The following is a 19238-nucleotide window of genomic DNA, read 5'->3' as shown; positions in this document are numbered from 1 at the left end:
CAAGGTCGGACGCGGACGGCGCCTGGCGTGATCAGGCTTCCTGCCCCCAACGCTGCACGGTCAGCCGGTTGAGCGTCGCGAAGACGAGGCTTTCGACGGCCAACCCGATCAGGATAACGGCAAGAAGGCCGGCGAAGACGTTGGCGGTCTCGAGCTGCGATCGGTTCACGAAGATGAACCAGCCGAGCCCGCCCTCGCGCGCACTGGCGCCGAACACCATCTCCGCCGCGATCAGCGTGCGCCAGGCGAAGGCCCAGCCAAGCCGCAGGCCCGACAGGACTGAGGGCAGGGCGGCGGGAACGAGCAGGTAGATCACATAGGAGGGGCCGGTGAGTCCCATGTTCCGCCCGGCCATGCGCAGGGTCGGCGGCACGGCGCGAAAGCCCGCATGGCAGGCGAGCGCCAGCGGCCAGAGCACCGAATGCACGATGACGAAGACGAGGCTCGATGCGCCGACGCCGAACCAAAGCAGGGCCACGGGCAGGAGGGCGATGGCGGGCAGCGGGTTGAACATGGCGGTGAGCAGCCCCAGCAGGCTCTCTCCCCAGCGGCTGAGCGCCGCCAGCGCGGTGATGAAAGCCGCCAGGACGATGCCGATGCCGTAGCCGCTCAGCAGGACGACCAGCGAGGCGCGCACCCGTTCCGGCAGTTCGCCGTTGCGCAGATTTTCCCACAATGCGGTGAGCGTCTCCAGGAAGCTCGGCAGCAGCAGGGAATTGCCCAGCCAGCGCGCGTATCCTTCCCAGAGCGCGGCGAGGGCGATGAGGATGATCAGCCGGCGGGCCGGTGCCCCGAGCACGAGCGGCGCACGGCGCGCGGTTGACGACAGGCTGGCCTCAGACATGAAGGGGAGCCTCGCGGCGTTGGGGAACGCGGATGGCCGCGGGCCCGTCGCGCAGGTCCGGTCCACCGTCCTCACCCGCGTCGGCCGGGCGAGCCGCGCCGAAAATGCGCTGCTGGATCTCGGTTTCGAACCGCCCGAACTCGGGCGTGCCGCGCCGGCGCGCCGCGTCCGGCACGACATATTCGGCGCCGATGCGGCCGGGATGTGGGGTCATCACCAGCACGCGCGTGCCCACATGCAGCGCCTCGTCAATGGCGTGGGTGACGAACAGGCAGGTTGCACCGGTTTCCTCGCACAGCGCCAGCAGCTCGTCCTGCATCCGTCGGCGGGAGAGCGCGTCGAGCGCGGCGAAGGGCTCGTCCATCAGCAGGATGGCCGGCTGCACGGCGAAGGCGCGGGCGATGGCGCAACGCTGCTTCATCCCGCCCGACAGCGTGTGAGGGTAGGCGTCCGCGAAGGCGCCGAGGCCGACACGCCCTGCCCAGTGGCGCGCCCGCTCCCAGGCGTCGGCGCGGCCGAGGCCGCGGGCCTTGCGCAAAGCGAAGGCGATGTTGCCCGCCACCGTGCGCCAGGGAAGCAGCTGATCGAATTCCTGGAACACCACCATGCGATCCGGCCCCGGCCCGCGCACCGGCGCGCCATGAAGCCGGATCGCGCCGGAACTCGGCCTGAGGAAGCCGCCGACCGCCCGCAGCAGGGTCGACTTGCCGCAGCCGGAGGGGCCGAGCAGGGCGAGGCGTTCGCCGGCGCCGATGGTGAAGGACACGTCCTCCACGGCGGTGACGGTGCCGGCGTCGGTCGGGTAGCGTAGCGTGACATGGTCCACCGCGAGCGGCGGCACGGATGCCGCCGGCCGGGTGTCATGCGCGAGCCCGCCCACAGGCTCAGCTGCCATCGCGGGCATGCAGGCCGGGCTGAAACAGCTCCTTCCAACCCGGCTTCTGCTTGATGAGGCCGATGCGGTACTCGAAATCGGCAAACACCTCGACCCGCTCGGGCACCGTGGTGAAGCGGATCTGCGGGTCGCGGATGATCGCCTCGACGAAAGCCGGATCGAGCTTGGATTTCTCGGCGGCGATATAGAGCGCGGCTGCTTCCTTCGGGTTGGCCTTGATCCAGTCGTTCGCCTCGTCCAGCGCGGCGACGAAAGCCTGCACGGTCCTGGGATTGTCCTGCGCGAATTTCTTGGTGCCGTAGACGACGTTGAAGGTGTGGGGGCCGCCCAGCACGTCATAGCTGTTCAGCACGGCATGGACCTTCTCGTTCGCGAGCTGCTGCTCGAAGAACGGCGGCGACGTGAAATGCGCGGTGATGCCGCCCGTGCCCGAGAGGATGGCCGCCGTCGCGTCCGGGTGCGGCAGGCTCACCGTCAGATGGTCCAGCTTGTCATACTGGCCGAAGGCCTTCTCGGCGGCGATCTGCAGCACGATCGGCTGGAAGCCGACCTTGACGGAGGGCAGGGCGATCCGGTCGGTATCGGTGAAGTCCTTGATGGTCTTCACCTTCGGGTTGTTCGTGGTCAGCACGTTCGGCATCGAGCCGAGCGCGGCGATGAGCACGATGTCGGTTTTGCCGCGCGTCTTGTCCCAGGTGAGGATCGCGGGGGCGACGCCCGCCGTGGCAAAGTCCAGTCCGCCGGAGATGAGCGAGTCGTTCATCGCCGCCGCGCCGGAGAGGCGCAGCCAGTCGACCTTGAGGTCCTTCACGCCGGCGGCGTCGGCGTGTTTCTCGATGAGGTTCTGCTCCTTGGCGACGATCAGCGGCAGATAGGCGATGCCGAATTGCTGCGCGATCCGCAACTGGCCGGTTTCCGCCCGCGCGGCCGGCATGATCGAGAGGCTCGCCGTTCCGCCGGCCAGCAAGGCGGCAGCCACGAGGATGGCGCGAAAGCGCATGGGAAGTCTCCGTGTCCGAGGTTGACAGACACTTGGCATAATAAGATATAAAGTCAATATACTATATATAGAGGCGTGGATGAGCGGCGGGTTCCTCTGGTACATCCCCAATGACGTGAAGGCCGGCCATCGCGGCGACACGATGGAGGGGGCCGCCGTCAGCCTGGACAGGTTGACGGAGCAGGCAAAAGCCATCGAGACGGCGGGCTGGGACGGGGCGTTGATCGGCACCGGCTGGGGGCGCCCCGACACCTTCACCGTGGGCGCGATGCTCGCCGCGCGCACCACCCGCTTTCAACCGCTGATCGCGATCCGTCCCGGCTACTGGCAGCCGGCGCAGTTCGCCAGCGCGGCGGCCACGCTGGATGAGCTTTCCGGCGGCCGCGCGCGGTTCAACATCGTCTCCGGCAAGGACAGTCTCGCCGCCTATGGCGACCGCGAAGGCGACGCCGCCCAGCGTTACGACCGCACGCGCGAGTTCATGCGGCTGGTCCGCCGGCTGTGGACCGAGGAGGACGTCACCTTCGCCGGCGATTATTTCCAGGTGGCGAACTCGACGGTGCAGCCGCGCCTCACCGTGCGCGGCGACCGGCGCCACCCGCGCTTCTATTTCGGCGGCGCGTCCGAGGCGGCCGAGCGCGTCGCGGCGACCGACGCGGATGTGCAGCTCTTCTGGGGTGAGACACGGGACGGCGTCGCCGAGCGGATCGAGCGGTTGACGCATCTCGCGCAAGCCCTCGACCGCGATCTGCCGCCGCTCGAATTCGGCCTGCGCATCACCACGCTGGTCCGCGAGACCAGCGCGCAGGCCTGGACCGATGCCGAGGCCAAGGTCGCGGAGATGGCCCGCACCGGCGGGGCAGGGTGGCAGGACCATCGGGGGCCGGTAGCCGCCGGCCAGCAGCGTCTGCTCGATCTCAACCGGCGCGGCGACGTTCTCGACGACAACCTCTACACCGCGCCGGGCAAGTTCGGCGGCGGCGGCGCCGGCACGACCTGGCTGGTCGGCTCGGCAGAGGAAGTCGCTGCCTCGCTGCGCCGATATGCCGAACTGGGCATCTCCCAGTTCATCCTGTCCGACACGCCTTACCTGACGGAGATCAAGCGTCAGGGCGACATCCTGCTGCCACTGCTGCGGTGATCGGGCGCTTCACGGCGCTGCCGCCGCCCGGAGCATGTGCCGCGCCTCGGGCTTGAGGTGGTGCCGCGCCGTCCGACCGGTCGTCGCCTGAAGGAGCGGACCGTCTTCACGTTCGCGCGGGCATCCGCCACGGCGGTCCGGAAAACCACCGTGAGACGCGGGCAGTCCCTCAGAATTGGATAGATCGAACGCATGTTTCTATTGACATGCGCCCTAGTCAGTTCAGAATAGTACAATCAAGTTTCATATATAGCAACAAACGATCAATCATGTCAACAAGAGATGTCGACTCCGCGACCGCTCCGTCTCCGGCCAGCCGGCGGACCCGTCTCGTCCATGCGGGCCGCCATCCCGAGCAGTTCGGCGGCGCTGTGAACACGCCCGTCGTTCGGACGTCGACCGTTCTGTATCCCGACCTCGCCGCCTATGAGGACTCGCGGGCCCACAAGTTCGGTTCGCTGCGCTACGGCCGCTACGGCACCCAGACCGCCTTCGCGCTGCAGGAGGCGATGACCGAGCTGGAAGGGGCCGCGGGCGCGGTGCTCTACCCCTCCGGCCTTGCCGCCATATCGAGCGTGCTGCGCGCGCTTCTGGCGCCGGGCGACCATCTGCTGATGGTGGACAGCGTCTATGGCCCAGCCCGCCAGTTCTGCGACGGGGCGCTGCGGCGGGCGGGGGTCGAGACCACCTACTTCGATCCCGCCATCGGTGGCGGCATCGCCGATCTGCTGCGGCCGCGGACCCGTGTCGTCTACGGCGAATCGCCCGGCAGCCTCACCTTCGAGGTTCAGGATCTGCCCGCGATCGCGCAGGCCTGCCGCCGATCGGGTGCCTTGCTCGTCGTCGACAACACCTGGGCGAGCCCGCTCTTCCATCGTCCCCTGGAGCTCGGGGCGGATGTCTCCATCAGCGCGGCGACGAAATACGTCGTCGGCCATTCCGATGCCATGCTCGGCGTCGCGGCGACAAATGAGCGGGCGCTCGATGCGGTGCGGGCAGGGGCCGCCGCCGACGGCCTGCTCGCGGGGCCGGACGATTGCTGGCTCGCCTTGCGTGGCCTGCGCTCGATGGGCGCGCGGCTGCGCCAGCACGAGGAAAGCGCGTTGTTCGTGGCGCACTGGCTGGCGCGGCATCCGGCCGTCCGCCGCGTGCTCTATCCCGCTTTGCCGGGCGATCCCTCGCATGAGCTGTGGAAGCGCGATTTCTCGGGCGCGAGCGGCCTGTTCAGCTTCGAACTGGCGCGGCCCGACCCGGATCGCCTGCGGGTCTTCATCGACGGTCTGGCGCTCTTCGGCATCGGGTCGAGCTGGGGAGGCTTCGAGAGTCTCGTCCTGCCGGCCAAGCCGGTGCGCACGGCCTCGCACCTGCCGGTCGAGGGAGCGCTGGTGCGCCTCCATATCGGGCTGGAGGATCCGAACGATCTCGTCGGGGACCTCGCACGCGCGCTCGACGCCGCCTATCCCGATCCCCATCAACAAGGAGCGTAGACCGTGAGCCATGACACTGTCGAAGGTCTCGTCGCGGAAGCGCGGGCGGTCGTCGGCGAGACGCCGATCGATCGTGCGAAGCTGGACCGGCTGCTCGGGCTTGTCCGCCGTGCCGCCGAGTTGCCCGGCCGCTGGAGCGCGGAGGCCTATCCCGATCCGGCGCCCGACGAGCAGCAGGCGCGCTACCTCATATCCACCGACCCGGACGACAGCTTCACGCTCTATCTGAACGTGATGCGGCCGGGAAAGCGCATACCGCCCCACAATCACACCACCTGGGCCTGTGTGGCCGCGGTCGAGGGCAGCGAGTTCAACGCCGTCTATGAGCGGCTGGACGGTGGAACGGGTGCGGGACCCGCGCAGTTGAAGAGACTGCGCGAAGTCGAGGTGCGTCCCGGCACGGGCATCGCGCTGATGCCCGACGACATCCATTCCGTCGAGATCCGGGGCGACACCATCATCCGCCACCTCCATTTCTACGGCAAGGCGCTGGAAACGCTGGGCGAACGCCTGATGTTCGATCTCGACGCCGGCGAGGCGTGGCCGATGCCCATCGGCGTCAGGACCAAGCGGTAGGCCCATGTCGCGCGTGGCTTCCATCGATCCCTTCACATTGGGGACCTGGCTCGCCAGCGATGGCGAACTCGCCCTGCTCGACGTGCGCGAGGCCGGCGAGTTCGCCGCGGGGCATGCGCTGTTCGCTTCCAGCCTGCCGCTTGGCCGGCTGGAAGCGCGCATCGCCGCGCTGGTGCCGAACCCGGAGTGCCGCGTGGTCTTCATGGACGACGGAGCCTCCGGTCGCGCCGCGCGGGCGGCGGAAATAGCGGGCGCGCTCGGCTACCGGAACATCAGCGTGCTCGACGGCGGCACCGCCGCCTGGGCCGACGCGGGCAGGGAGCTGTTCGAGGGGGTTTTCGTCCCGAGCAAAGCCTTCGGCGAGATGGTCGAGGAGGCTTTTCACGTTCCCCATATCGACGCGCACGAGCTTCGGGCGTGGCAGGAGCAGGGCAGGCCCGTGCTGCTGCTGGACGGCCGCCCGCTCGACGAGCACCGGCGCATGAACATCCCCGGCAGCGTCTGCCTTCCGAATGGCGAACTCGCCTATCGCCTCGGCGAGGTGCTGCCGCCGCCCGACGTTCCGATCGTGGTGCATTGCGCGGGCCGGACGCGCTCGATCATCGGCGCCCAGATCCTGCGCGATCTCGGCGTGCCCAACCCGGTGTTCGCGCTGCGCAACGGGACGCAGGGCTGGACGCTGGCGGGCCTCACGCTCGAACATGGCTCGTCCCGCATGGCGCAGGCGGCCCCGTCCGCGCAGGCCCGCCTCACCATGCGCGGGCAGGCCCGTGCGCTCGCCCAGACATGGGGCGTTCCCTTGGTCGACGAGAACACGCTCGCCGCCTGGACCGGCTCGACGGAACGCACGACCTATTGCCTCGACGTCCGCAGCCAGCCCGAATTCGCCGCGGGTCACATCGCCGGCTTCGTCCACGCGCCCGGGGGGCAACTGGTGCAGTCCACCGACGAGTGGGCGGCGGTCCGCGGGGCCCGGATCGTGCTCGCCGACGACACCGGGCTGCGCGCCGTGGTGGTGGCGCGCTGGCTGCGGCTGATGGGATGGGAGTGCGTTGTACTGGACGCGGATGCCGATCGCTGGCCGACCCTGTCGGTGCCGCGGTTTGCCGTTGCGGTTCCCTCCGCTCCGCCGGACGCCGCGCGCCCGATACCCGGATCGGCCTTTATGATCGATACGCGCTCCTCCATGGCACACCGTGCCGGCCATCCCGAGGGCGCCCGCTGGCTGCTGCGATGGCAATTGCCGGAGGCGACGGCGGGCATCGGGCGCGACCGGCCCGTGGTGCTGGTCGGCGACGACGAGGCGCTGCTCGGGGTTTTCGCGCAGGAGCTGCGCGATATCGGTTTCGCCGACATCGGCGCGCTTCGCGGCGGCGCGGAGAGCTGGGCCGATGCCGGCCTCGCCCTGGAGACGACGCCGATGACCCCGTCCGACGGGCGGGCTCTCGACTTCGTGTTCTTTACGCATGACCGGCACAGCGGCAATCTCGACGCCGCGCGCGCCTACCTCGCCTGGGAGACCGGGCTGGTCGCCCGCCTGAGCCCCGACGAGCGCAGCCAGTTTCGGCTGCCCGATCATCAGGCAGAGCGTTAATCTATAAAAATAGTAGACTGAATTCGCAGCCTAGAGTACGAAATCACATTAATTATGAAACAATGTTGCATTATATGCAACTAACGAAGGATGAGCCTGATGCATATCGGATTCAAGCTTTCCCTGGCTGCCGCCATTGCCGCTCTCGGTCTCGGCGCGCTGCCGGCTTCCGCTGCCGATCCCATCCTCCTCGGCCTCAGCGGCCCGCAGAGCGGGGGCGCCGCCTATCTCGGCCAGCACCAGAAATGGGGTGCCGAACTGGCGATCGAGGAGCTGAACAAGGCCGGCGGCGTGCTCGGCCGTCCCATCGTTCTCTCGGTGCAGGACAATCAGTGCAACCCGACGCAGGGCGCGGCCAGCGCCGAACAGCTGATCGCGGTCGGCAAGGTGTCGGCCATCGTGGGCGGGCTGTGCAGCTCGGCGACCCTCAGCATTCTGCCGATCGTCGAGAAGGCCGGCATCCCGCTGGTCGTGGAAACCGCGACCTCGCCGAAGATCACCGAGCTGTCCGGCGTGGGCGGCAACAAATGGAGCTTCCGCATCAACCCGTCGGACGCCGAGCTTGCGGTCGGTCTCGCGCGCTATCTCATCGCCGAAGGCAAGATTAAGAAGGTCGCCTTCGTCGGCGAGGATACCGACTATGGACGCGGCGGCCATGCCGCGCTCGGCAAGGTTCTGGCGCAGAACGGCATCGAGCTCGGCAAGGGTGACTTCATCGCCCGCGACACGCAGGACTTCTCCGCCATCCTCACCCGCCTCGCCAGCGAGCGTCCGGGCGCCATCGCGCTGTATCTCAACGGCGCGGACGAATTGAACTTCCTGCGCCAGTATCGTGCCGCGCGGCTCGATATTCCGCTCACCGGCCGGGTCGAGTTCTCCGAACTTCAGGAGCGCATCGTCGAGAGCGGCGCCATCAACGGAGCGACCAGCGTCTATCCCTATTCCGATCTGATCACGGCCGGCGGCAACGCGGCTTTCGTCGAGGCCTTCCGCAAGAAGTTCGGCGAGGTGCCGAACGCCCAGAGCTTCCAGTCCTATACGGCGTTCAAGCTGCTGGCGGATGCGATCACCCGCGCCGGCTCCAGCGAGCCCGCCAAGATCCGCGACGCGCTCGCGACCTCGGATTTCAAGACCATTCTCGGCGACCAGCTGAAATTCGACGCCAACCATCAGGCCCACCCTTCGGCCGTGATCCTGCGCGTCGAGAATGGCAAGGTCGCGGTGAAGGGCCTGTTCGGCACCTGAGACCTCGTTGCTGGTCCTGACGGGAGGATTCTCCGTTGATCGCCACCCTCATCCTGAACGGTCTGATCATGGGCGCGATATACGCCCTGATAGGCGTCGGCCTGTCCCTGATCTTCGGGGTCCTCGAAATCGTCAACTTCGCCCATGGCCAGATCTATGCGCTCGGCGCGCTGGCCATGGCGCTCCTCGTCGCCCATTTCGGCCTGGGCTACTTTCCAGCCGCGCTGATCGCCATGCTGGCGGTCGCCGCGGTCGGGTATGTGCTCTACGTCCTCACGCTGCGGTTCATCCGCAAGGGTGAGTTCGAGCGCGGCATCATCCTCACCCTCGGCATCGCCATCGTGCTGCAGAACGGCGTTCTCTACTTTTTCGGCGCGACGCCGCGCATCATCGACACCGAATACAACTTCGTCGATCTCGAATTCCTGGGCTTCCGGGTGGAGCTCGTGAAAGCGCTGGCGGTCGCCTTCGCGGTCGTCGCCATCCTGTCGCTGCACCTCGTCCTCACCCGGACCCGCTTCGGGCTCGCCATTCGCGCGCTGGCCCAGAACCGGGAAGCCGCGCTGGTGGTCGGCATCCGGCCCGTCGTGGTGGCCGGCTACGCGGTGGTCATCGGCATGGGGCTGGCGGGGCTGGCGGGGGCGGCGCTCGCCCCGGTCTTCACCGTCCACCCGATGATGGGCGCGCCGATCCTGTTCAAGGCCTTCGCCATCGTCATCATCGGCGGGCTCGGGCATCTGCCCGGCGCGGTGGTGGCCAGCCTGATCATCGGAGTGGCGGAGAGCCTCGCCGGCGGTTTCGGCTCGGCCTCGCTGCAGGACGCGGCGGTGTTCCTCGTCATGATCGCCATGCTCCAGATCAGCCCGATGGGTCTGTTCGGCCGGGGAGCGCGCATATGATCGCCGCCTCCACCCGCTCCGCCACGCGCCTGTCGGCCGCCGGCGGCATCCTCGCCGGGGCGGTACTGCTCACGCTGCCGCTGTGGTCGCCCTCGAGCTATGTCACCGGCGTCGCCACGCTGGCGCTGTTTTTCGCCGTCGCCAGCACCGGCCTCAACGTCGTCTACGGCTATGCCGGGCTGCTGTCCTTCGCGCAGGTGGGTTTCTGGGGGCTGGGCGCCTATGCGGCCGCCCTGCTGGTCACCGATGCGGGACTGTCGGTCTGGACCGCCACGCTGGCGGCCGGGGCGATCTGCGTGCTGGCGGCCCTGCTCGGCGGGCTCGCCGCCCTGCGCGTCTCGCGCGATGCCTTCGTCGTCGTTACGCTCAGCTTCAGCCTGCTGCTGCAGCTGCTGGCGCGGAGCTGGACCACCGTCACGCGCGGACCGATGGGCATACCGGGACTGCCATCGCCCACCCTGCATATTCCCGGCGTCGGCACGCTGGACGGCAGCCGGTCCGAGGATTTCTACTGGATCGCGCTGGCCTTCTCCGCCGTCGTGCTCGGCCTGACCTGGCGGCTGCTCCGCTCGCGCATCGGCCGCGCCTTCGTGGCGGCGAACCTCGACGAGCATCTCGCGAGGTCCCAGGGGCTCTCGGCGCGCCGCCTGCAACTCGCCGCGTTCGCGCTGTCGGCCGGTATCGGCGGTCTCGCCGGCGGGCTCTACATCTTCAAGCTCGGCATCGTCGATCCCGGTATCTTCGATATCTACTACGCACAGATGATGCTCATGATCGTCATCGTCGGCGGGGCCGGATACTTCTGGTGCGTCATCGCCATGAGCTTCGTCTTCGCGGCGCTTCCCGAGCTGCTGCGCCTGGCGCCCGAACTCAGGATGGTCCTGTTCGGCCTGCTGCTGATCGTCACCATCCAGTTCCTGCCGCAGGGCCTCGGCGGCCTCATCGAGCAGCGTCGCCATCGCCGCCTGCGGAGGTTCGAGACATGAGCCGGGACGAAACGCTTCTTGCGGTCCGCTCGCTCGCCAAGGCCTTCGCCGGCGTGCGCGCGGTCGACGACGTGTCCTTCACCGTGAACCGCGGCGAGATCGTCGGGCTGATCGGTCCGAACGGCTCGGGAAAGAGCACGACGATCGACTGCATCACCCGTTTCACGCTCGCGGACCGGGGATCGGTTCTGCTCGACGGCGCGGACCTGTCTTCGGCGTCGCCGGAGGACGTCGCCCGCGCCGGGCTGGTGCGCACCTTCCAGAACGTGCGGGTCTATGACCGCCTCACGCTGATCGAGAACGCGCTGATCGCCCGGCAGAGCTACGATCGCGTCGGCTGGTGGCAGAGCTTCCTGGGCGGCGGTGCCGCGCGCCGGGCGGAGTTGCGGGCGGCCGAGCGCGCCCGCGAGCTGATCGAGCTGGTCGGGCTCGGCGCGGTGGCGACCTTTCCGGCCAGCTTCCTGTCCTATGGCCAGAAGAAGCTGCTGGCGCTCGCCATGGCACTGATGAGCGATCCTAAGGTCATCATCCTCGACGAGCCGCTGGCGGGAGTGAATCCCACCGTCATCCGGCGGGTGGCCGGCCTGATCGACCAGCTGAACCGGCAGGGCCAGACCTTCGTCATCGTCGAACACAACGTCCAGTTCATCATGGATCACTGTCACAAGGTCGTCGTCATGGAACAGGGCGCCAAGATCGCGGAAGGCCCTCCGGCCATCATCCGCGAGGACGAGCGCGTGCTCGACGCCTATCTCGGCAAGGCCGACGCCATTGCCATGGAGCTGGCCTTCCATGGATAGAAAAGCGATCGCGCTCGACATCGAGGACTGGTCGGCCGGCTATCTCGACCAGCCGATCGTCCGCAACGTCTCCGCCCGCTTCGAGACGGGAACGGTGACGAGCCTCATCGGCGGCAACGGCGCGGGCAAGTCGACGTTGCTGAAGTCGATCTTCGGCCTCAACAAGCGCTTCGGCGGCAGCATGACCTTCGAGGGGCGGCCGGTCCATGGCCTCGCGCCGGCGGACAGGCTGAGGGCGGGCATCGGCATCGTGCCGCAGGGGCGCTGCAACTTTCCGCTGCTCAGCGTCGCCGAGAATCTCGAGATGGGCGCCTACCTCCTGCCGCGCCGGGCGGCGGACGCGGCGATCGAGCGCGTCACGGCGCTGTTTCCGCTGCTGCGGCGCAAATGGCGGGAACTCGCCGGCAATCTCAGCGGCGGCGAGCAGCAGATCCTGGAGACCGCGATGGTGCTGGAGAGCGCCCCGCGCCTGCTGCTGCTCGACGAGCCCTCGCTCGGCCTGTCGCCGAAGATGCAGGCGGAAGTCTTCGAGACCGTCGATTCCATCCGCAAGGAAGGCGTGACGGTGGTGATGGCCGAGCAGAACGTCTTCGGCTCGCTGATGATCTCCGACCGGGCCATCGTGCTGGAACTCGGCCGGATCTTCGCCGACGGGCCGGCCCGCGAACTGATGCACGACAGCCGTATCAAGGCCGCCTTTCTCGGCGGCACGCCCATGGAAGAGGACGCCGCGTGAGCACATCGCCGACCATCATCCCCGCCCGCCGCGGCATCGCCGTCGCGCTCCGCCGCGGCCAGACGTTCAAGATATCGAACCCCCACGGTTCGCAGGTGCTGGACACCTGGGCCTTCATGGCCGGCGACATGGCCGAGTACATGTCGATGGAACATACGCGCTCGGCCACGAGCCGCATCATTCCGGGCGTCGGCGACACCTATGTCAGCAACAGGTTCACCCCGATGCTCACCGTGCTCGAGGACACCTCGCCCGGCGTGCACGACACGCTGATGTGCTGTTGCAGCGCGAAGACCTATGAACGCCTGAAGTTCAAAGGCTATCACGACAACTGCCACGACAATTTCCACGCGGCGCTCGCTTCGGTCGGCGTGTCGTCGCCCTTCACGCCGGGACCGCTCAACCTGTTCATGAACTTTCCCGTCTCGGCCGAGGGCATCATCACCCGCGAGCCGCCGGCCTCCCGTCCTGGCGACCACGTGCTGTTTGCCGTCGAGGCCGATCTGCTGGTGGTCATCTCGGCATGCCCGCAGGACATCCAGACCGTGAACGGGCTGGGAAAGATGCCCACCGATGCCGCTTACGAGATAATCGAATGATCCAACGGCTCGAATCAACGCAGGCATTATGAAGACGCTCGACACCGCATTGAAACTGCTCCGGCTTTTCGACACCGACGAGCAAACGCTCTCGGTGACGGAGATTGCCGAGGCATCGGGGCTGCCCAAGAGCAAGGTCTCCCGGTTGCTGGCGGTGTTCCGCACCAACGGTTTTCTCGAGCAGGACGAGCTGACCCGGCGCTACCGCATCGGCCTTGCGGCCTTCGAGCTGGGCTCGAACTACGTGAAGTCGCAGCCGATCGCCCATGAGGCGCTGCCGGTGATGCGGCAGATCGTGGAGCAGACCGGCCATTCCACCACGCTGACGGTGATGCGCGGCGAACTCGTCCTGCATCTGCTGGCGGTGGAGGGGCCTCATTACATCGACGGGCGCTGGCGCGTCGGCAACCGGCTGCCCTATTTCGCGACCTCCGCCGGCAAGGTGCTGGTCGCCGGCATGGACCCGGAACTGATCGCCGGCTTCATCGCCCGGCATCCGCCGACCGCGATCACCCCGGCGACGGTCACCGACCCCGAGGCGTTGCGCCGGCAGCTTGCGGAAGTGCGCCGCGCGGGCATGTCGATCACGCGCGGGGAAAGCGCGCCGGGCCTCGCCGCCATCGCCGTGCCCGTGCTCGGCCGCTTCGCCCAGACGGTCGCGGCGCTCGGCCTCGTCATTCCGGATCGCCTGTTCGATACGGCCGAAGTCCCATCGCTCGTCGCTCTGCTGCATACCGAGGGGCGCAGGCTGTCGATCAAATGCGGCGCGGCGGACTATCCCTATTCCCCGCCGCCCGACAGGAGCGCGCCTGCGCCGAGGCACATCGCCTGAGGCGGACGGCGCATTGGATAACCGGCTCGAAGCGGAGTGACCGAGCCGGCAGGAAAGCGCAGGAAATGCGCGCATAATCGGGACGGAGTTGCATATGTTGAAACAGGGCACAGTCATTCGGGCCGCCAGTGCCGGCTCGGCAGAGGTCGAGCGCGGAGCGATCGAGATCGGCACCCTGGCGAGCGGCCGGCCCGTTCAGGTGCCCTACATGCTCCGCCGGGGCCGGCAGCCCGGGCCATGCCTGTGGGTGAACGGGGCGGTGCATGGCGACGAGATCAACGGCGTGTTCGCCGCGCAGCGGTTCTTCGAGCGCGTCCGCACCGCCGATCTCGCCGGCACGGTGGTGGTCACGCCGGTGTCGAACGTGCTGGCCTTCGACGAGCGGCGCAAGACCACCGCCATCGACGGCATAGACATGGACCAGAGCTTTCCCGGCCGCGCCGACGGCTTTGCCACGGAACGTCTGGCGGCCAAGCTGTTCGAACGCTTCGGCGGCGAGGCCGACGTCACCGTGAACATTCATACGCTCGGCACGCCGTTCACCGCGCTTCCCTACGCCGTCTACAAGGTTCATCCGAACGGGAGCGTGCCGGAAAGCCGCCTGCTCTCCCTCATTTCCTGCTTCGAGCCGACGGTGGCCTGCCGCATGCCGGTGAGCGGGGCGGGGGGGGAATTGCCCGGCAACATCGCCGGGGCGCTGGATTATCAGATGCTCGCCCGCGGCAAGGCAGCGTTCATGGTGGAACTGGGCTCGGGGGGATGCCTGGACGAGGCCGCGGTGGAGCAGGGCGTGCGCGGGCTCGCGCGCCTCGCCGCCCGGCTAGGCATGATCGAGAAGCACAGCGTGGGGCAAGGCGCGCCGCGTCTTCGCCGGGTGACCGCCCGCGCGCACAAGCTGGCCGCGAGCGGCGGTCTGTTCGAGCCGCTGGCGACACCGGGAACCGTGCTGCCGGCCGGCGCGCCGCTCGGGCGGGTCCGCAACCTCTTCGGCGACATCGAGGAGGAGATCGTCGTGGAGGGGGAGTCGCACATCATCGCCATGCGCCGCGATCCGGTCGTGCATTCGGGCGATCGTGTCGCCTTTCTTGCCTCCCGCTGGGACGAGGTGACGACGCATGACGGCTGACGCTCGCCCGCTTGTCGCGGTCGCCCAATACGCGCCGGTGTTCGGCGACGCCGCGGCCAATGCCGCCCTCTCGCTGGCCTGGATCGAGCGCGCGGCCGATGCCGGCGCCGGGCTGGTGGTGCTGCCGGAATGCAGCTTAACCGGCCTCGCCTTCTCCGATCGGGCGACGTTGCGGGCGCATGCGGAGCCGCTGGAGGGGCCGGGCGTCACCGCCTGGCGGGACGCGGCGGCGCGGCGGGGCATCCACATCGTGGCCGGTTTCGCCGAAAGCGCCGGTGACCGGCTGTTCAACACGGCGGTGCTCGTCACCCCGGAGGGCGACGTCGCCACCTACCGCAAGACGCATCTGTTCGGCAATGAATGCGGGCTGTTCGATCTCGGCGACCGGCTGGTCTGCGCCGACACATGCTGGGGCCGGGTCGGTCTCGCCATCTGCTACGACCTCTGGTTCCCGGAAGTTGCGCGCGCGCTGGCGCTGGCGGGGGCGTCGCTGGTCGCTGCGCCCAGCAACTGGTTCACGCCGCCCCGGCAGGCGGATGAGGCGGGTGCGCAGGTGCCGATGGCGTTTCATCTGGCGACGGCGGCGGCCTGCTCGAACGAACTCACCATCGCCTGTGCGGACAGGATCGGCGCGGAGAACGGCGTGCGCTTCCTCGGCGGCAGCTTCGTCCTCGGGCCGAATGGCCGCCCCATCGCCGGGCCGGCCGCGGGTGACGGGGAGGCGCTGCTGCTGGCGACGTGGCCCGACCCGGAGGCGACCCGCCGCAAGGTCCAGAGCCACCTCGCCACCCGCCGGGTCGAGCTGTACGCGCGGCCCGTGGCGGTGGCGACGACGGCGCGGGAGGGGGAGAGTGGCTAGGCGGCTGACCCACGCGCATTGGGGGACCTTCGAGGCGCTGACCGAGGGGGGCCGGATCGTCGGCGTCGAGCCCTTCGCCCGCGATCCCGACCCCTCGATGCTCCTGCGCTCGGTGCCGGACGCGGTGCATTCCGACACGCGGATCCGCGAGCCGATGGTCCGCGAGGGCTATCTGCGGCGCGGCCCGGCGGACGCCGGGCGCCGGCGGGGCGGCGAGACTTTCGTGCCGGTGAACTGGGACACGGCGCTCGCGCTGGTGGCGCAGGGGCTGCAGGAGGCGCGGGCGGAGGGCGGCAACGAGGCCATCTTCGGCGGCTCCTATGGCTGGTCGAGCGCCGGCAGGATCAACCATGCCCGCACCTTGCTGCACCGCTTTCTTTACCGGATCGGCGGCTGCGTCGATCAGGTCACCAACTACAGTTGGGGCGCCGCGGCGATCCTGCTTCCTCATGTCGTCGGCGGCATCGAGCCGGTCGCCGGTCCGGTGAGCGACTGGCCGACCCTCGTCGAGAACACCGAACTGATGGTGCTGTTCGGCGGCGCGCCGGCACGCAACCAGCTGATCACCACGGGCGGCGCCGGCGCGCATGAATCCCCGGGCTGGTTCCGGGCGGCGCGCGATGCGGGCGTGCGGTTCGTCTCGATCAGTCCCTCGCGTGCCGACATGCCGGAGGAACTCGGCGCCGAATGGCTGCCGATACGGCCGGGTTCCGACACCGCGCTCATCCTCGCCCTCGCGCACACGCTCATCGAGACGGGGCGGGCCGACCTTGCCTTCCTGCACAGGTACACGGTCGGCTATGAGAGGTTCCGCGACTATGTGCTGGGCGTCGAGGACGGCACGCCGAAATGTGCCCGCTGGGCCGCGCCGCTGACCGGCATCGCCGAGGACGCGATCCGCGACCTCGCCGCCCGCATGGCGTCCTCGCGCACCATGATCACCGCGACATGGTCGCTCCAGCGCGCCGACCATGGCGAGCAGCCCTACTGGGCGATTGTCGCGCTCGCCGCCATGCTGGGACAGATCGGGCTTCCTGGCGGCGGCTTCGGCTTCGGCTACGGATCGATCAACGGCATGGGCGTGCCGCGCCGGCCCGTTTCCGCCCCGGCCATGGAGTCGGGCCGCAACCCGCTGGGACTGGCCATTCCCGTCGCGCGCATGGCCGACCTGCTGCTGGAGCCCGGCCGCACCATCCCGTTCAACGGGAGCAGCGTCACCTTCCCGGACATCCGCTTCGTCTACTGGTGCGGGGGCAACCCGTTCCACCACCATCAGGACCTCAACCGCCTGATACGGGCGTGGCAGCGGCCGCGCACCATCGTCGTGCAGGACATCTGGTGGACGGCGACCGCCCGCCACGCCGACATCGTGCTGCCGGCCACGACGAGCTTCGAGCGCGACGATATCGGCGCCTCCCCACGCGACCGCTTTCTCGTCGCGATGCCCCAACTCGTGCCGCCGCAATTCGCCGCCCGCAACGACTACGACATCTTCAGCGATCTCGCGGCCCGCATGGGTGTCGAGGCCGCCTACACGGAGGGGCGCGATATCGCGGGATGGGTGCGGCACGCCTATGAGCGCTGTCGCGAGCGGGCCCTCGCCCAGGATGTCGACCTGCCGCTCTTTGACGCTTTCTGGGAGAGGGGCTTCGCCGAGATCCCGCCGCCGGAAAAGGCCTTCACGCTGTTCGAGAGCTTTCGCAACGATCCCGACCGGTTCAGGCTGGCAACGCCGTCGGGCCGCATCGAGATCTTCAGCGAGGCCATCGCCCGCTTCGGTTATGCCGATTGCCCCGGTCACCCCGTCTGGCTGCCGCCGAAGGAATGGCTCGGCGCGACCGGAGCCGGCGCCTATCCGCTTCATCTGCTGTCCGGACAGCCGGCGACACGGCTTCACAGCCAGCTCGACAACGCGCAGGTCAGCCGGCTGTCGAAGATCGCCGGCCACGAGCCGATCCTGATGAATATCGAGGACGCCCGCGCCCGCAACATCCGCGACGGTGACGTCGTCCGGGTGTTCAACGGGCGAGGGGCCTGCCTTGCCGGCGCGGTGACCACGCCCGACCTGCTGCCGGGGGTCGCGCATCTGGCGACGGGCGCCTGGTATCTGGCCGATGAGGCGGGTGCCTCGGGGGCGCTCGAACTGAACGGAAATCCGAACGTCCTCACCCGGGACGAAGGTACCTCCGCGCTCGGCCAGGGGCCTTCCGCGCAGTCTCTGCTGGTCGAGGTCGAACTCTACCGGGCGGGAGGAGAGCCGCCGGCAGCGCCCCCTGTCGGAAGGGACTGAGGCCGCCGGCATTGCCCCACTTGGATAGTCCAGATGGCGCAGCTGCATGCCGGCATCGTATCAATTCGTAATAGTAAACTCAGATCAAATGAATGGATTCGAATTGAGCGGTGGGTCCTCGTGGCCGCGACGCAAAATCCCAAGGAGCTTGCAATGAGCGACGTGACGATCGAGCCCGTGGCCAATCTCCAGACCATCCCCGCGCGGCGGGGCGCGTCGGCCTATGTCTCCCGGGGCGCTTGCGTGCGCGTCATCAACACGCACGGCAAGCAGGTGGTCGACACCTGGGCCTTCAACGCTGTCGACATCGAAGAACATCTGTCGATGGAGCACAGCCGGGCGTCGCTGCTGCGGATCATCCCGAAAGTCGGCGACACGCTGGTCAGCAATCGCCGCAATCCGATGCTGAGCGTCGTGGAGGACACCACGCCCGGCATCCACGACCTGCTGATCGCCGCCTGCGACGAGCACCGTTACCGGCAGCTCGGGGCCGTCGGGCACCATGACAGTTGCACGGACAATCTCAGGGACGAACTGGCGAAGCGGGGCGTTTCGGGACGCGGCACCCCGAGCCCGCTCAACCTGTTCATGAACGTGCCCGTCCATGCGGACGGCCGTCTTTCGTTCCAGCCTCCGGTCAGCCAGGCAGGCCAGTACGTCACGCTGCGTGCCGAGATGGACCTGATCGTCGTGTTCTCGGCCTGCCCGCAGGACATGATTCCGGTCAACGACATGCGGCCGACGGACGCCCACTTCGTCGTCATCTGAGGGCCCGGAACAGGGATCATCGCGAGGCGTGAGCTGCCCTCGCTGAAGGCCGCCCGCGCCTTCTAGGCCACGACGCGCCATCTCAGCTTCCGCCGGGCCGCCGGCGAACTGTGCGTGACGGTGACGGTGGTGAGCCACCAGATCAGGCATCTGGAAGCCCCCGCGCGAGGAACCGCCAGATGGCACGTCATATGACGACATAAACATGTCTTTATGTCAGTTGACCTGTCGCCTCCATAGGGGCATCCTGCGCGGGTCATGGTTCTGCGGCGTTCTTGGCGCCGCAGCTAAGAGGGAAGTCGGTGAGTCTTTCGGGACAATGCCGGCGCTGCCCCCGCAACTGTAAGCGGCGAGCCTGTCGTCCATTCCGCGTCACTGGAACGAAAGTTCCGGGAAGGCCGGGCGAGAGGCGGTGACCCGCGAGCCAGGAGACCTGCCCTGACAGCATAATCGTCCCTGGGCGGGGTGTCCCGGTGGTGCGTTCGCGCGTCCACCGGTGCCGTGCGCCCGTGGCCGCGCCTCGCGTCCGCTCGGCCTTTGCCCCCAATCCTGATTGGGGTT

At 68.4% G+C, this 19238-nt stretch carries 18 protein-coding genes, 1 pseudogene and 1 riboswitch; of the genes and pseudogenes, 16 read left to right on the top strand and 3 right to left on the bottom strand.

Features of this window, described 5'->3' with window-relative positions:
• Window positions 1–31 precede the first annotated feature (31 nt).
• From ACEUEL_RS11405 to ACEUEL_RS11395, 3 genes are read right to left on the bottom strand one after another with little or no spacing between them, the layout of a single operon-like run.
• The gene (locus ACEUEL_RS11405; protein ID WP_405704972.1) at window positions 32–844 is read right to left on the bottom strand and encodes an ABC transporter permease; all 813 of its coding nucleotides are present in this window, start codon (window positions 842–844) and stop codon (window positions 32–34) included.
• Entirely contained in the window at window positions 837–1739 is a 903-nt protein-coding gene (locus tag ACEUEL_RS11400) for an ABC transporter ATP-binding protein (RefSeq protein ID WP_405704970.1), read from the bottom strand. Before ACEUEL_RS11400 ends, ACEUEL_RS11405 begins: the two co-directional genes overlap by 8 nt.
• Window positions 1729–2739, bottom strand: a complete 1011-nt coding sequence (locus ACEUEL_RS11395; RefSeq protein ID WP_405704967.1) for an ABC transporter substrate-binding protein — start codon at window positions 2737–2739, stop codon at window positions 1729–1731. Before ACEUEL_RS11395 ends, ACEUEL_RS11400 begins: the two co-directional genes overlap by 11 nt.
• A gap of 79 nt (window positions 2740–2818) precedes the next feature.
• Between ACEUEL_RS11395 and ACEUEL_RS11390 the strand changes: the two genes are divergently transcribed.
• The 16 genes and pseudogenes from ACEUEL_RS11390 to ACEUEL_RS11315 form a co-directional block, all read left to right on the top strand.
• Entirely contained in the window at window positions 2819–3880 is a 1062-nt protein-coding gene (locus tag ACEUEL_RS11390; RefSeq protein ID WP_405704965.1) for an LLM class flavin-dependent oxidoreductase, read from the top strand.
• Window positions 3881–4086: 206 nt separating this feature from the next.
• On the top strand, window positions 4087–5367 hold the full coding sequence (metC, locus tag ACEUEL_RS11385) for a cystathionine beta-lyase (RefSeq protein WP_405704962.1): 1281 nt from the start codon (window positions 4087–4089) through the stop codon (window positions 5365–5367).
• A gap of 3 nt (window positions 5368–5370) precedes the next feature.
• Window positions 5371–5943 (top strand): cysteine dioxygenase family protein, encoded by a 573-nt coding sequence (locus ACEUEL_RS11380; RefSeq protein ID WP_405704959.1) that lies wholly within the window; start codon window positions 5371–5373, stop codon window positions 5941–5943.
• Window positions 5944–5947: 4 nt separating this feature from the next.
• The gene (locus tag ACEUEL_RS11375) at window positions 5948–7537 is read left to right on the top strand and encodes a rhodanese-like domain-containing protein (protein ID WP_405704956.1); all 1590 of its coding nucleotides are present in this window, start codon (window positions 5948–5950) and stop codon (window positions 7535–7537) included.
• A gap of 99 nt (window positions 7538–7636) precedes the next feature.
• Window positions 7637–8782 carry an ABC transporter substrate-binding protein gene (locus tag ACEUEL_RS11370; protein ID WP_405704953.1) on the top strand — a complete coding sequence of 382 codons (1146 nt, stop codon included), beginning with the start codon at window positions 7637–7639 and terminating at the stop codon, window positions 8780–8782.
• A gap of 35 nt (window positions 8783–8817) precedes the next feature.
• On the top strand, window positions 8818–9681 hold the full coding sequence (locus tag ACEUEL_RS11365) for a branched-chain amino acid ABC transporter permease (protein WP_405704950.1): 864 nt from the start codon (window positions 8818–8820) through the stop codon (window positions 9679–9681).
• Window positions 9678–10667: a branched-chain amino acid ABC transporter permease gene (locus ACEUEL_RS11360; RefSeq protein ID WP_405704948.1), complete on the top strand. Its 990-nt coding sequence runs from the start codon at window positions 9678–9680 to the stop codon at window positions 10665–10667. Before ACEUEL_RS11365 ends, ACEUEL_RS11360 begins: the two co-directional genes overlap by 4 nt.
• Window positions 10664–11467, top strand: coding sequence for an ABC transporter ATP-binding protein (locus ACEUEL_RS11355; RefSeq protein ID WP_405704945.1), 804 nt, complete (start codon window positions 10664–10666; stop codon window positions 11465–11467). Before ACEUEL_RS11360 ends, ACEUEL_RS11355 begins: the two co-directional genes overlap by 4 nt.
• The gene (locus ACEUEL_RS11350) at window positions 11460–12203 is read left to right on the top strand and encodes an ABC transporter ATP-binding protein (protein ID WP_405704942.1); all 744 of its coding nucleotides are present in this window, start codon (window positions 11460–11462) and stop codon (window positions 12201–12203) included. Before ACEUEL_RS11355 ends, ACEUEL_RS11350 begins: the two co-directional genes overlap by 8 nt.
• Entirely contained in the window at window positions 12200–12802 is a 603-nt protein-coding gene (locus ACEUEL_RS11345; protein ID WP_405704939.1) for a DUF1989 domain-containing protein, read from the top strand. Before ACEUEL_RS11350 ends, ACEUEL_RS11345 begins: the two co-directional genes overlap by 4 nt.
• 28 nt (window positions 12803–12830) lie before the next feature.
• Window positions 12831–13634: an IclR family transcriptional regulator gene (locus ACEUEL_RS11340; RefSeq protein ID WP_405704936.1), complete on the top strand. Its 804-nt coding sequence runs from the start codon at window positions 12831–12833 to the stop codon at window positions 13632–13634.
• 94 nt (window positions 13635–13728) lie between these two features.
• The gene (locus tag ACEUEL_RS11335) at window positions 13729–14760 is read left to right on the top strand and encodes a M14 family metallopeptidase (protein WP_405704934.1); all 1032 of its coding nucleotides are present in this window, start codon (window positions 13729–13731) and stop codon (window positions 14758–14760) included.
• Window positions 14750–15619, top strand: a complete 870-nt coding sequence (locus ACEUEL_RS11330) for a nitrilase-related carbon-nitrogen hydrolase (RefSeq protein WP_405704931.1) — start codon at window positions 14750–14752, stop codon at window positions 15617–15619. The genes ACEUEL_RS11335 and ACEUEL_RS11330 overlap by 11 nt, the downstream gene beginning before the upstream one ends.
• Window positions 15612–17909 carry a molybdopterin guanine dinucleotide-containing S/N-oxide reductase gene (locus ACEUEL_RS11325; protein WP_405704928.1) on the top strand — a complete coding sequence of 766 codons (2298 nt, stop codon included), beginning with the start codon at window positions 15612–15614 and terminating at the stop codon, window positions 17907–17909. The genes ACEUEL_RS11330 and ACEUEL_RS11325 overlap by 8 nt, the downstream gene beginning before the upstream one ends.
• Window positions 17910–18062: 153 nt before the next feature.
• Window positions 18063–18677 (top strand): DUF1989 domain-containing protein, encoded by a 615-nt coding sequence (locus ACEUEL_RS11320; RefSeq protein ID WP_405704925.1) that lies wholly within the window; start codon window positions 18063–18065, stop codon window positions 18675–18677.
• An 81-nt stretch (window positions 18678–18758) separates the two neighbouring features.
• Window positions 18759–18872, top strand: a pseudogene (locus tag ACEUEL_RS11315) (hypothetical protein); the annotation flags it as partial.
• 47 nt (window positions 18873–18919) lie between these two features.
• Window positions 18920–19132, top strand: a riboswitch (cobalamin riboswitch).
• Window positions 19133–19238: the final 106 nt, after the last annotated feature.

Origin of the sequence: Ancylobacter terrae, from assembly GCF_045108345.1 — a bacterium.
Classification (GTDB): Bacteria; Pseudomonadota; Alphaproteobacteria; order Rhizobiales; family Xanthobacteraceae; genus Ancylobacter.
Note: the sequence above shows the minus strand (reverse complement) of the source record. Positions and strands in the feature narration are given on the sequence as shown.

Coding starts and splice junctions, on each gene's coding strand:
- ACEUEL_RS11350 (WP_405704942.1), top strand. CDS start 11,460: ATGGATAGAAAAGCGATCGCGCTCGACATCGAGGACTGGTCGGCCGGC.
- ACEUEL_RS11395 (WP_405704967.1), bottom strand. CDS start 2,739: ATGCGCTTTCGCGCCATCCTCGTGGCTGCCGCCTTGCTGGCCGGCGGA.
- ACEUEL_RS11355 (WP_405704945.1), top strand. CDS start 10,664: ATGAGCCGGGACGAAACGCTTCTTGCGGTCCGCTCGCTCGCCAAGGCC.
- ACEUEL_RS11375 (WP_405704956.1), top strand. CDS start 5,948: ATGTCGCGCGTGGCTTCCATCGATCCCTTCACATTGGGGACCTGGCTC.
- ACEUEL_RS11370 (WP_405704953.1), top strand. CDS start 7,637: ATGCATATCGGATTCAAGCTTTCCCTGGCTGCCGCCATTGCCGCTCTC.
- ACEUEL_RS11320 (WP_405704925.1), top strand. CDS start 18,063: ATGAGCGACGTGACGATCGAGCCCGTGGCCAATCTCCAGACCATCCCC.
- ACEUEL_RS11330 (WP_405704931.1), top strand. CDS start 14,750: ATGACGGCTGACGCTCGCCCGCTTGTCGCGGTCGCCCAATACGCGCCG.
- ACEUEL_RS11340 (WP_405704936.1), top strand. CDS start 12,831: ATGAAGACGCTCGACACCGCATTGAAACTGCTCCGGCTTTTCGACACC.
- ACEUEL_RS11390 (WP_405704965.1), top strand. CDS start 2,819: ATGAGCGGCGGGTTCCTCTGGTACATCCCCAATGACGTGAAGGCCGGC.
- ACEUEL_RS11400 (WP_405704970.1), bottom strand. CDS start 1,739: ATGGCAGCTGAGCCTGTGGGCGGGCTCGCGCATGACACCCGGCCGGCG.
- ACEUEL_RS11360 (WP_405704948.1), top strand. CDS start 9,678: ATGATCGCCGCCTCCACCCGCTCCGCCACGCGCCTGTCGGCCGCCGGC.
- ACEUEL_RS11405 (WP_405704972.1), bottom strand. CDS start 844: ATGTCTGAGGCCAGCCTGTCGTCAACCGCGCGCCGTGCGCCGCTCGTG.
- ACEUEL_RS11335 (WP_405704934.1), top strand. CDS start 13,729: ATGTTGAAACAGGGCACAGTCATTCGGGCCGCCAGTGCCGGCTCGGCA.
- metC (WP_405704962.1), top strand. CDS start 4,087: ATGCGCCCTAGTCAGTTCAGAATAGTACAATCAAGTTTCATATATAGC.